Source organism: Citrobacter braakii (genome assembly GCF_002075345.1).
GTDB lineage: Bacteria > Pseudomonadota > Gammaproteobacteria > Enterobacterales > Enterobacteriaceae > Citrobacter > Citrobacter braakii.
In genome coordinates this window covers 15,088-28,011 of the sequence record NZ_NAEW01000006.1, presented here as the reverse complement: position 1 = coordinate 28,011, position 12,924 = coordinate 15,088, and the positions used below count along the sequence as shown (strand labels likewise).

Sequence of the window (12,924 nt, the reverse complement as noted above, 5' to 3'; positions counted from 1 at the left end):
TGGGGGTCGCTTTTGCTGAAGTATCGCCTGATTTCTGCTTTTGTTTTAATACCCGTTGTCATCGCGGCGCTGTTTTTGCTGCCGCCGGTGGGGTTCGCCATTGTTACGCTGGCCGTCTGTATGCTGGCCGCCTGGGAATGGGGACAGTTAAGCGGTTTTACCACGCGTACGCAGCGAGTCTGGCTGGCTGTTTTGTGCGGGCTATTGCTGGCACTGATGCTATTTTTGTTGCCGGAATACCATCGCAATATTCATCAGCCGCTGGTTGAAGTATCGCTGTGGGCGTCGCTGGGCTGGTGGGTCGTGGCGCTGTTACTGGTGCTGTTTTATCCCGGCTCTGCGTCGGTCTGGCGTAATTCCAAAACATTACGCATAATTTTCGGCGTGTTAACCATAGTCCCTTTCTTTTGGGGAATGCTGGCGCTACGTGCATGGCACTATGATGAGAATCATTATAGTGGCGCGCTATGGCTGCTGTATGTCATGATCCTCGTCTGGGGAGCGGACTCGGGTGCCTATATGTTTGGTAAGTTGTTTGGCAAACATAAGCTGGCGCCGAAGGTTTCTCCTGGTAAAACCTGGCAGGGTTTTATTGGTGGACTCGCCACTGCGGCCGTGATCTCATGGGGTTATGGCATGTGGGCGAATCTTGAGGTTGCGCCTGTCACCTTGCTTATTTGCTCTATCGTTGCAGCCCTGGCCTCCGTGCTGGGTGACCTGACCGAGAGTATGTTTAAGCGTGAAGCAGGTATTAAGGACAGTGGTCACTTAATACCAGGACACGGCGGTATTTTAGATCGTATTGATAGCCTGACGGCTGCGGTACCGGTCTTTGCCTGCCTGTTGTTACTGGTATTCAGGACGCTCTAACGGATGGTCTTATGCTGAGTATTCTCTGGAATCTGGCTGCATTCATCGTTGCACTTGGTGTGCTTATCACCGTGCATGAATTTGGTCATTTCTGGGTTGCACGGCGCTGCGGAGTCCGCGTCGAACGCTTTTCCATTGGCTTTGGAAAAGCGCTTTGGCGGCGTACCGATAAATCAGGTACGGAATACGTCATCGCCCTGATTCCCCTCGGCGGTTACGTCAAGATGCTGGATGAGCGCGCTGAACCGGTCGCACCGGAGCTGCGCCATTACGCTTTCAACAATAAAACGGTTGGACAACGCGCAGCCATCATCGCCGCAGGTCCGATTGCCAACTTCCTTTTTGCTATTTTCGCGTATTGGCTGGTGTTTATCATCGGTGTCCCTGGCGTTCGTCCGGTTGTTGGTGAAATAACACCCAACTCGATTGCCGCACAGGCGCAAATTCAGCCGGGTACGGAACTAAAAGCGGTTGATGGTATCGAAACCCCTGATTGGGATGCCGTGCGATTACAACTGGTATCAAAAATTGGCGATGAACATACGACTCTCAGCGTGGCGCAGTTTGGCAGCAACCAGCGGCAGGACAAAACGCTGGATTTACGCCATTGGGCATTTGAGCCAGACAAAGAGGATCCTGTTTCCAGTTTAGGGATTCGCCCGCGCGGTCCGCAGATTGAATCGGTGCTGTCAGAAGTGCAGGTAAACTCCGCTGCAAGTAAGGCGGGTTTGCAAGCTGGCGACAGGATCGTTAAAGTCAATGGTCAGCCGCTGACGCAATGGATGACGTTCGTGACGCTGGTGCGCGATAATCCGGATAAGCCGTTAGCGCTAGATATTGAAAGACAAGGAAGTTCCTTGTCTTTAACGTTAACCCCAGATTCAAAACAGGTTAACGGGAAGGCAGAGGGTTTTGCGGGCGTGGTGCCTAAAGTTATTCCTCTGCCTGATGAGTATAAGACTGTACGCCAGTATGGGCCATTCAGCGCCATCCTCGAAGCCTCGGATAAAACGTGGCAGTTGATGAAGCTGACGGTCAGTATGCTGGGAAAATTGATTACCGGTGATGTAAAACTGAACAACCTCAGTGGGCCTATTTCTATCGCCCAGGGGGCTGGGATGTCAGCGGAGTTCGGGGTTATTTATTACCTGATGTTCCTTGCGCTTATCAGCGTGAACTTAGGGATAATCAACCTGTTTCCGTTGCCCGTTCTTGACGGGGGGCATCTGCTGTTCCTGGCGATTGAAAAGCTGAAGGGCGGTCCGGTATCCGAGCGGGTTCAAGACTTTAGTTATCGCATTGGCTCTATCTTGCTGGTGTTGTTAATGGGGCTTGCACTTTTCAATGATTTCTCTCGGTTGTAAGAGAGTGTTAGGAAGAACGCATAATAACGATGGCGATGAAAAAGTTGCTCATAGCGTCGCTGCTGTTTAGCAGCGCCACCGTATACGGTGCTGAAGGGTTCGTAGTGAAGGACATTCATTTCGAAGGCCTACAGCGAGTCGCCGTTGGTGCGGCTCTCCTCAGTATGCCGGTGCGCACAGGCGACACGGTTAATGATGAAGACATCAGTAATACCATTCGTGCTCTGTTCGCCACCGGTAACTTTGAGGATGTCCGCGTCCTGCGCGATGGTGATACCCTTCTGGTTCAGGTAAAAGAACGTCCGACGATTGCCAGCATCACTTTCTCCGGTAACAAATCGGTGAAAGATGACATGCTCAAGCAAAACCTCGAGGCTTCTGGTGTGCGTGTTGGCGAGTCTCTGGATCGCACCACGCTAGCCGATATCGAAAAAGGGCTGGAAGATTTCTACTATAGCGTCGGTAAGTACAGCGCCAGTGTGAAAGCGGTGGTAACGCCGTTGCCGCGTAACCGCGTTGACCTCAAGCTGGTCTTCCAGGAAGGCGTTTCGGCGAAGATCCAACAGATCAATATCGTCGGCAACCATGCTTTCTCGACCGACGAACTGATCTCTCACTTCCAACTGCGTGATGAAGTGCCGTGGTGGAACGTGGTGGGCGATCGTAAATACCAGAAACAGAAACTGGCGGGCGATCTTGAAACCTTGCGCAGCTACTATCTGGATCGCGGTTATGCTCGCTTCAATATCGATTCCACCCAGGTTAGCCTGACGCCGGATAAAAAAGGTATCTACATTACCGTTAACATCACTGAAGGCGATCAATACAAGCTTTCAGGGGTACAGGTGAGCGGTAACCTGGCTGGGCACTCCGCCGAAATTGAGACCCTGACCAAAATCGAGCCAGGCGAACTCTATAACGGCACCAAAGTGACCAAAATGGAAGATGATATCAAGAAGCTTCTGGGTCGCTATGGCTATGCCTATCCGCGCGTACAGTCGCAACCTGAAATCAACGACGCCGACAAAACCGTTAAATTACGCGTAAACGTGGATGCAGGTAACCGTTTCTACGTGCGTAAGATTCGTTTTGAAGGTAACGACACCTCTAAAGATTCCGTTCTGCGTCGCGAAATGCGCCAGATGGAAGGTGCCTGGTTGGGTAGCGATCTGGTCGATCAGGGTAAAGAGCGTCTGAACCGTCTGGGTTACTTTGAAACCGTCGATACAGATACTCAGCGTGTACCGGGTAGCCCGGATCAGGTTGATGTGGTCTATAAGGTTAAAGAGCGTAACACCGGTAGCTTTAACTTCGGCGTTGGTTACGGTACTGAAAGCGGCGTGAGCTTCCAGGCTGGCGTTCAGCAAGATAACTGGTTAGGTACCGGTTATTCAGTCGGGATCAACGGCACCAAAAACGACTATCAGACCTATACTGAGTTGTCTGTCACCAACCCATATTTCACCGTTGATGGGGTGAGCCTTGGTGGTCGCGTTTTCTACAATGACTTTAAAGCGGATGATGCAGACCTGTCCGACTATACCAACAAAAGTTATGGTACTGACGCAACGCTCGGCTTCCCGATCAACGAATACAACACCTTGCGTGCGGGTGTGGGTTATGTGCATAACTCCTTGTCTAACATGGATCCACAGGTTGCAATGCAACGTTATCTGGTTTCAATGGGTAAGGATCCTGACGCTGATAGCTTTAAATCAGACGATTTCACCTTCAACTATGGGTGGACATATAACAAGCTGGACCGTGGGTACTTCCCAACGGAAGGTACGCGTGTCAACCTGAACGGTAAAGTAACCATTCCGGGTTCTGACAACGAATACTACAAAGCGACGTTGGATACCGCGACCTATGTGCCGATCGATGACGATCACAAATGGGTTGTTCTGGGTCGCACTAAGTGGGGCTATGGTGACGGCATCGGCAGCAAAGAGATGCCGTTCTACGAGAACTTCTATGCCGGTGGTTCCAGCACCGTGCGTGGTTTCCAGTCCAACACCATCGGTCCAAAGGCTGTCTATTTACCGGCTAATCGTTATAACAACGATAGCGATTACGATAACGAATGTGACGCCACCAATACTTCACCGTGTAAATCGGATGATGCGGTGGGCGGTAACGCCATGGCTGTCGCCAGCCTGGAATTCATTACCCCGACGCCGTTTATCAGCGACAAGTATGCCAACTCGGTCCGTACCTCGTTCTTCTGGGATATGGGTACCGTTTGGGATACGAACTGGGATTCAGCTAAGTACTCTGGTTATCCGGACTACAGCGATCCGAACAATATCCGTATGTCAGCGGGTATCGCTTTACAATGGATGTCCCCATTGGGGCCGTTGGTTTTCTCCTACGCCCAGCCGTTCAAGAAGTACGATGGAGACAAAGCGGAACAGTTCCAGTTTAACATTGGTAAAACCTGGTAATTGTTCTTCGCAAAGGAATGTAGTGGTAGTGTAGCGATGACTTTAGGCGATCTTGCATGGGATCGCCTGGCCACGCAAAGAACTGTACCTTCGGGTGCAAATGGGATGGTAAGGAGTTAATTGTGAAAAAGTGGTTATTAGCTGCAGGTCTCGGTTTAGCGATGGCAACGTCCGCACAGGCTGCTGACAAAATTGCAATCGTCAACATGGGTAGCTTGTTCCAACAGGTTGCACAGAAGACGGGCGTTTCTGCTACGCTGGAAAACGAGTTCAAAGGCCGTGCCAGCGAACTGCAGCGTATGGAATCTGATCTGCAATCTAAAATGCAGCGTCTGCAATCCATGAAAGCGGGTAGCGATCGTACCAAGCTGGAAAAAGACGTCATGGCTCAGCGTCAGACTTTCTCTCAGAAAGCTCAGGCTTTTGAGCAGGATCGTGCGCGTCGTTCCAACGAAGAACGTGGCAAACTGGTTACTCGTATCCAGACAGCTGTGAAATCTGTTGCTAACAGTCAGAGTATCGATCTGGTTGTTGACGCAAACACCGTTGCATACAACAGCAGCGATGTAAAAGACATCACCGCTGACGTACTGAAACAGGTTAAATAAGTAATGCCTTCAATTCGACTGGCTGATTTAGCAGAGCAGTTGGATGCAGAATTACACGGTGATGGCGATATCGTCATCACCGGCGTAGCGTCCATGCAATCTGCGCAAACTGGCAATATCACGTTCATGGTAAATCCTAAGTACCGTGAACACTTAGGCGTATGCCAGGCCTCTGCCGTTGTGATGACGCAGGACGATCTTCCTTTTGCTAAGAGTGCGGCGTTGGTAGTGAAGAATCCCTACCTGACCTATGCACGTATGGCGCAAATCTTAGATACCACGCCGCAGCCCGCACAAAACATTGCCCCGAGTGCAGTGATCGATGCGACAGCGAAGCTGGGTAATAATGTTTCTGTGGGCGCAAATGCGGTCATTGAGTCTGGCGTAGAACTGGGCGATAACGTCGTTATCGGCGCAGGCTGCTTCGTCGGAAAAAATACTAAAATCGGCGCAGGTTCACGCTTGTGGGCGAATGTGACGATTTACCACGACATTCAGATCGGTGAGAATTGCCTGATCCAGTCCAGCACTGTCGTCGGATCTGATGGATTTGGTTACGCGAACGATCGCGGTAACTGGGTGAAGATCCCGCAGCTTGGTCGCGTGATTATCGGCGATCGCGTCGAGATCGGCGCTTGTACCACCATTGACCGTGGTGCGCTGGACGATACTGTGATCGGTAATGGTGTTATCATTGATAACCAGTGCCAGATTGCGCATAACGTTGTGATTGGCGACAATACGGCGGTAGCCGGTGGCGTCATTATGGCGGGTAGCCTGAAGATTGGCCGTTACTGCATGATTGGCGGCGCCAGCGTGATCAATGGGCATATGGAAATATGCGATAAAGTCACGGTTACTGGCATGGGTATGGTGATGCGTCCTATCACCGAACCTGGCGTCTATTCCTCAGGCATTCCGCTACAGCCCAATAAGGTATGGCGTAAAACAGCTGCACTGGTGATGAATATTGATGATATGAGCAAGCGTCTCAAAGCGATTGAGCGCAAGGTTAATCAACAAGACTAAAGCACCGTTTTTGCATGTCTGACTTTTCGGCCTGTCCCATTCATACGATTGCGACAGGCCGTGTTATTATTGCCTTTTAGTATATTTTGACAGGAAGAGTATTTTGACTACTAACACTCATACTCTGCATATTGAAGAGATTTTAGAACTTCTGCCGCACCGTTTTCCGTTTCTGCTGGTTGACCGCGTGCTGGATTTTGAAGAAGGTCGCTTTCTGCGCGCAGTGAAAAATGTATCTGTTAACGAGCCTTTCTTCCAGGGCCACTTCCCGGGTAAACCTATTTTCCCAGGCGTACTGATTCTGGAAGCAATGGCGCAGGCCACTGGTATCCTCGCGTTTAAAAGCGTAGGGAAACTGGAACCAGGTGAACTGTACTATTTTGCGGGTATTGACGAAGCGCGCTTTAAGCGTCCTGTCGTGCCAGGCGATCAGATGATCATGGAAGTGACTTTCGAGAAAACGCGCCGCGGCCTGACCCGTTTTAAAGGGGTTGCGCTGGTCGAAGGTAAAGTTGTGTGCGAAGCAACGATGATGTGTGCCCGTAGCCGGGAGGCCTGATACGTGATTGATAAATCCGCCTTTATTCACCCAACTGCCATTGTGGAAGAAGGCGCCAGCATTGGCGCTAACGCTCACATTGGCCCATTTTGTATTGTTGGACCCCATGTTGAAATTGGTGAGGGTACCGTACTGAAGTCTCACGTTGTCGTGAATGGCCATACAAAAATTGGTCGCGATAACGAGATCTATCAGTTTGCCTCCATCGGTGAAGTTAACCAGGATCTGAAATATGCTGGCGAACCGACCCGCGTGGAAATTGGCGATCGCAACCGCATCCGCGAAAGCGTCACCATTCATCGTGGCACAGTGCAGGGCGGTGGAGTGACGAAGGTGGGCAGCGATAACTTACTGATGATTAATGCGCACGTCGCGCATGATTGTACGGTAGGCAACCGCTGTATTCTGGCGAATAACGCCACGCTTGCCGGGCATGTATCGCTGGATGATTTTGTTATCATCGGCGGCATGACTGCGGTGCATCAGTTCTGCATCATCGGCGCGCATGTGATGGTTGGCGGCTGTTCTGGCGTTGCTCAGGACGTGCCTCCATACGTTATCGCCCAGGGCAACCACGCAACGCCATTTGGCGTCAATATCGAAGGTCTGAAGCGTCGTGGGTTCACCCGCGAAGCGATTACCGCGATTCGTAATGCCTACAAAGCGTTGTACCGTAGTGGTAAAACGCTGGAAGAGGTGAAACCGGAAATCGCGGAACTGGCGAAACAGTACCCTGAAGTTCAGGCTTTCAGCGACTTCTTTGAGCGCTCAACGCGTGGTCTGATTCGTTAATGACTGAGCAGCGTCCTTTAACGATTGCCCTCGTCGCCGGAGAAACCTCCGGCGATATTCTTGGTGCAGGGTTAATCCGTGCACTCAAGGCTCGCGTTCCCAATGCGCGTTTTGTTGGCGTGGCGGGTCCGCTGATGCAGGCCGAAGGCTGTGAAGCCTGGTACGAAATGGAAGAGCTGGCGGTAATGGGCATTGTTGAAGTGCTCGGACGCCTGCGCCGTTTACTGCAAATACGCGCCGATCTCACTCGCCGATTTACCGACTTAAAGCCGGATGTTTTCGTCGGTATTGATGCGCCTGATTTCAATATTACCCTCGAAGGGAATTTGAAAAAGCAGGGCATTAAAACCATTCATTACGTCAGCCCCTCTGTGTGGGCCTGGCGACAGAAACGCGTTTTCAAAATAGGCAGATCCACCAATATGGTGCTGGCCTTTCTGCCTTTCGAAAAAGCGTTTTATGACAAATTTAACGTCCCGTGCCGCTTTATCGGTCATACCATGGCAGATGCCATGCCGTTGGACCCGGATAAAAACGCGGCTCGCGATGTTCTGGGTATTCCCCATGACGCTCACTGCCTGGCGCTATTGCCAGGAAGCCGTGGCGCAGAAGTGGAGATGCTCAGCGCCGATTTTCTGAAAACGGCGCAGTTGTTACGCCAGCATTATCCAGATCTCGAAGTGGTAGTGCCGTTGGTGAATGCCAAACGTCGCGAGCAGTTTGAGCGCATTAAAGCTGAAGTTGCACCGGAGCTTTCCGTACATCTGCTTAATGGGATGGGACGTGAAGCGATGGTTGCCAGCGATGCCGCACTGCTGGCTTCAGGCACCGCTGCGCTGGAATGTATGCTGGCAAAATGCCCGATGGTGGTTGGCTATCGTATGAAACCTTTCACCTTTTGGCTGGCAAAGCGTCTGGTGAAGACCGATTACGTTTCGCTACCTAACCTACTGGCGGGAAGAGAACTGGTTAAAGAGCTGTTGCAGGAAGAGTGCGAACCGCAGGCGCTGTCGCAAGCGCTGTTGCCGTTGCTGGCGAATGGCAAAACCAGCCATGCAATGCACGACACATTCCGTGAACTGCATCAGCAGATCCGTTGCAACGCTGATGAGCAGGCGGCGGATGCGGTCCTGGAGTTAGCGCAATGATTGAATTTGTATATCCGCATACGCATTTAGTGGCGGGTGTAGATGAAGTTGGACGTGGTCCTTTAGTCGGCGCGGTCGTCACTGCCGCCGTCATTCTGGATCCGGCTCGCCCTATTATCGGTCTTAACGACTCAAAAAAACTGTCGGAAAAACGTCGCCTGGCGCTATTCGATGAGATTAAAGAAAAAGCGTTAAGCTGGAGCCTGGGGCGTGCGGAACCACATGAAATCGACGAGTTGAATATTTTACATGCCACTATGCTGGCCATGCAGCGTGCGGTTGCGGGTCTGCATATAGCGCCGGAATACGTACTGATCGACGGCAATCGTTGCCCGGCATTACCGGTGCCATCGCTGGCGGTGGTAAAAGGTGATAGCCGTGTGGCGGAGATTAGCGCGGCGTCGATACTGGCAAAAGTCACTCGTGATGCTGAAATGGCGGCCCTGGATACGGTGTTCCCGCAGTATGGCTTTGCACAGCACAAAGGCTATCCAACCGCTTTTCATCTGGAAAAGTTGGCAATGCATGGCGCAACAGAGCACCATCGCCGTAGTTTTGGCCCCGTCAAACGCGCACTGGGACTCACGTCCTGATTCTTGTGTCGAAGGAATCTGAAGATGTCTGAACCTCGTTTCGTCCACCTGCGGGTGCACAGCGACTACTCCATGATCGATGGGCTGGCGAAAACCGGGCCGCTGGTGAAAAAGGCGGCCGCGTTAGGCATGCCTGCGCTGGCGATCACCGATTTTACCAACCTGTGTGGTCTGGTGAAGTTTTACGGAGCGGGTCACGGTGCGGGTATCAAGCCGATAGTTGGCGCAGATTTTCATGTCCGTAGCGAACTGCTGGGCGATGAACTCACGCAGCTCACCGTGCTGGCCGCAAACAATACCGGCTATCAGAATCTGACGTTGTTGATATCGAAAGCCTATCAGCGTGGTTATGGCGCAGAAGGGCCGGTCATCGACCGGGATTGGCTGGCCGAGTTAAAAGAAGGTTTGATTTTGCTCTCCGGCGGCCGCATGGGCGACGTCGGGCGCAGCCTGCTGCGCGGTAATAGCGCACTGGTTGATGAGTGCGTAGCGTTTTACGAAGAACATTTTCCAAATTGCTACTTCCTCGAGCTTATCCGTACCGGTAGGCAAGATGAAGAAAATTATCTGCATGCAGCGGTAGAACTGGCGGAAAGGCGTGGTCTTCCGGTGGTGGCGACCAACGATGTTCGTTTCCTTGAAACCGGTGATTTTGACGCGCATGAAATCCGCGTGGCAATCCATGACGGGTTCACCCTTGACGACCCGAAACGCCCGCGTAATTATTCGCCGCAGCAGTACATGCGTAGCGAAGATGAGATGTGCGAGCTGTTTTCCGATATTCCGGAAGCGCTGCAAAACACCGTTGAGATAGCTAAGCGCTGTAACGTGACGGTACGTCTGGGTGAGTATTTCCTGCCACAATTCCCGACCGGTGATATGACCACCGAGGATTTCCTCGTGGCGAAATCGCGCGAAGGTCTGGAAGAGCGTCTGGCGTTTTTGTTCCCGGACCCTGAAGTTCGCGCGCAGAAGCGCCCGCCTTATGACGAACGTCTGGAAGTTGAACTTAAAGTTATCAACCAGATGGGATTTCCTGGCTACTTCCTGATCGTTATGGAATTTATCCAGTGGTCGAAAGATAACGGCGTACCGGTAGGTCCTGGACGTGGTTCCGGTGCCGGCTCGCTTGTCGCCTATGCGCTGAAAATTACCGACCTGGATCCGCTGGAATTTGACCTGCTGTTCGAACGATTCCTGAACCCGGAACGTGTCTCAATGCCCGACTTCGACGTTGACTTCTGTATGGAGAAACGCGACCGGGTAATTGAACATGTGGCGGAAATGTACGGTCGTGATGCGGTTTCGCAGATTATTACCTTCGGTACGATGGCGGCCAAAGCGGTTATCCGCGACGTGGGGCGCGTTCTGGGACACCCGTACGGCTTCGTTGACCGTATTTCGAAACTGGTGCCACCCGATCCGGGCATGACGCTGGCAAAAGCCTTTGAAGCCGAACCCCAACTGCCGGAAATCTATGAGGCAGATGAAGAGGTTAAAGCGCTGATCGATATGGCGCGTAAGCTGGAAGGCGTCACGCGTAACGCCGGTAAACACGCCGGCGGTGTAGTTATCGCGCCGACCAAAATTACCGATTTTGCGCCGCTGTACTGCGATGAACAGGGGCTGCACCCGGTTACTCAGTTTGATAAGAACGACGTGGAATATGCCGGCCTTGTGAAGTTCGACTTCCTCGGCCTGCGTACGCTCACCATCATCAACTGGGCGCTGGAAATGATTAACGCGCGCCGTGAAAAGAACGGCGAGCCGCCGCTGGATATCGCCGCTATCCCGCTGGATGACAAGAAAAGCTTCGACATGCTGCAACGCTCGGAGACCACGGCGGTCTTCCAGCTAGAATCCCGCGGCATGAAAGATCTTATCAAACGTCTGCAGCCTGACTGCTTCGAAGATATGATCGCCCTGGTGGCCCTGTTCCGTCCAGGTCCGCTACAGTCGGGGATGGTAGATAACTTTATCGACCGTAAGCATGGTCGCGAAGAGATTTCCTACCCGGACGTACAATGGCAGCATGAGTGTCTGAAACCGGTACTGGAGCCGACCTACGGCATTATCCTGTATCAGGAACAGGTTATGCAGATTGCCCAGGAGCTGTCCGGATATACCCTTGGCGGTGCGGACATGTTGCGTCGTGCGATGGGTAAGAAAAAGCCGGAAGAGATGGCTAAGCAGCGCGGCACCTTTGAAGAAGGGGCGAAAAAGCGCGGCGTCGACGGCGAACTGGCGATGAAAATCTTTGACCTGGTGGAGAAATTCGCCGGTTACGGATTTAACAAATCGCACTCCGCTGCCTATGCGCTGGTCTCTTACCAGACGCTATGGCTGAAGGCGCATTACCCCGCCGAGTTTATGGCGGCGGTAATGACCGCCGATATGGATAACACCGAGAAAGTGGTCGGGCTGGTGGATGAATGCTGGCGTATGGGGCTCAAAATCCTGCCGCCGGATATCAACTCCGGGCTTTATCATTTTCACGTGAATGATGATGGCGAAATTGTCTATGGCATCGGCGCGATAAAAGGCGTGGGTGAAGGGCCAATTGAAGCTATTATTGAGGCGCGCAACGAAGGCGGTTACTTCCGCGAGCTGTTTGATCTCTGTGCGCGCACGGACATCAAAAAACTCAACCGCCGGGTGCTGGAAAAGTTAATCATGTCCGGGGCGTTTGACCGCCTTGGCCCGCATCGTGCGGCGCTGATGAATTCGCTCAACGATGCGCTAAAAGCCGCCGATCAGCATGCGAAAGCCGAGGCAACGGGTCAGGCGGACATGTTTGGCGTGCTGGCTGAAGAGCCGGAACAAATTGAACAGTCTTATGCTAACTGTACACCGTGGCCGGAGCAGGTGGTATTAGAAGGGGAACGTGAAACGTTAGGGCTTTACCTGACGGGACACCCCATCAACCAGTATTTAAAAGAAATTGAGCGCTATGTTGGAGGCCACAGGCTGAAAGACATGCATCCGACAGAACGTGGTAAAGTCACCACGGCTGCGGGGCTCGTCATTGCTGCGCGGGTAATGGTCACCAAGCGCGGCAATCGTATCGGCATCTGTACCCTGGATGACCGTTCCGGGCGTCTGGAAGTTATGTTGTTTACCGACGCCCTGGATAAATACCAGCAATTGCTGGAAAAAGACCGCATACTTATCGTCAGCGGACAGGTCAGCTTTGATGACTTCAGCGGCGGGCTTAAAATGATGGCCCGTGAAGTCATGGATATTGACGAAGCCCGGGAAAAATATGCTCGCGGGCTTGCTATCTCGCTGACGGACAGGCAAATTGATGACCAGCTTTTAAACCGACTCCGTCAGTCTCTGGAACCCCACCGCTCGGGGACAATTCCAGTACATCTCTACTATCAGAGGGCGGATGCACGTGCGCGATTGCGTTTTGGCGCAACGTGGCGTGTCTCTCCGAGCGATCGTTTGCTAAACGATCTCCGTGGCCTTATTGGTTCGGAGCAGGTGGAACTGGAGTTTGACTAATACAGGAATA

Annotated in this window: 10 protein-coding genes; all 10 read left to right on the top strand. The window is 52.3% G+C overall.

The window, feature by feature from the left end; translation table 11 throughout:
• Positions 1 to 12: 12 nt before the first annotated feature.
• The 10 genes from cdsA (at position 13) to dnaE (ending at position 12,914) form a co-directional block, all read left to right on the top strand.
• The gene (gene cdsA / locus BZK42_RS14260; RefSeq protein WP_016151762.1) at positions 13 to 870 is read left to right on the top strand and encodes a phosphatidate cytidylyltransferase; all 858 of its coding nucleotides are present in this window, start codon (positions 13 to 15) and stop codon (positions 868 to 870) included.
• 11 nt (positions 871 to 881) lie between these two features.
• Positions 882 to 2,234 carry a sigma E protease regulator RseP gene (gene rseP / locus BZK42_RS14255; RefSeq protein WP_016151763.1) on the top strand — a complete coding sequence of 451 codons (1,353 nt, stop codon included), beginning with the start codon at positions 882 to 884 and terminating at the stop codon, positions 2,232 to 2,234.
• Between the two features lie 29 nt (positions 2,235 to 2,263).
• Complete coding sequence (gene bamA, locus BZK42_RS14250) at positions 2,264 to 4,678, top strand: outer membrane protein assembly factor BamA (protein ID WP_016151764.1); 2,415 nt, start codon at positions 2,264 to 2,266, stop codon at positions 4,676 to 4,678.
• Between the two features lie 122 nt (positions 4,679 to 4,800).
• Positions 4,801 to 5,286 (top strand): molecular chaperone Skp, encoded by a 486-nt coding sequence (gene skp, locus BZK42_RS14245; protein WP_016151765.1) that lies wholly within the window; start codon positions 4,801 to 4,803, stop codon positions 5,284 to 5,286.
• Positions 5,287 to 5,289: 3 nt separating this feature from the next.
• Entirely contained in the window at positions 5,290 to 6,315 is a 1,026-nt protein-coding gene (gene lpxD, locus BZK42_RS14240; RefSeq protein ID WP_003018531.1) for a UDP-3-O-(3-hydroxymyristoyl)glucosamine N-acyltransferase, read from the top strand.
• 103 nt (positions 6,316 to 6,418) lie between these two features.
• Complete coding sequence (gene fabZ / locus BZK42_RS14235) at positions 6,419 to 6,874, top strand: 3-hydroxyacyl-ACP dehydratase FabZ (RefSeq protein WP_080859353.1); 456 nt, start codon at positions 6,419 to 6,421, stop codon at positions 6,872 to 6,874.
• A 3-nt stretch (positions 6,875 to 6,877) separates the two neighbouring features.
• Entirely contained in the window at positions 6,878 to 7,666 is a 789-nt protein-coding gene (gene lpxA / locus BZK42_RS14230) for an acyl-ACP--UDP-N-acetylglucosamine O-acyltransferase (protein ID WP_003018525.1), read from the top strand.
• Entirely contained in the window at positions 7,666 to 8,814 is a 1,149-nt protein-coding gene (gene lpxB / locus BZK42_RS14225) for a lipid-A-disaccharide synthase (protein ID WP_080859352.1), read from the top strand. Before lpxA ends, lpxB begins: the two co-directional genes overlap by 1 nt.
• Positions 8,811 to 9,407, top strand: coding sequence for a ribonuclease HII (gene rnhB, locus BZK42_RS14220; RefSeq protein WP_019078405.1), 597 nt, complete (start codon positions 8,811 to 8,813; stop codon positions 9,405 to 9,407). The genes lpxB and rnhB overlap by 4 nt, the downstream gene beginning before the upstream one ends.
• A gap of 24 nt (positions 9,408 to 9,431) precedes the next feature.
• Positions 9,432 to 12,914, top strand: a complete 3,483-nt coding sequence (gene dnaE / locus BZK42_RS14215) for a DNA polymerase III subunit alpha (RefSeq protein WP_016151769.1) — start codon at positions 9,432 to 9,434, stop codon at positions 12,912 to 12,914.
• Positions 12,915 to 12,924 lie beyond the last annotated feature (10 nt).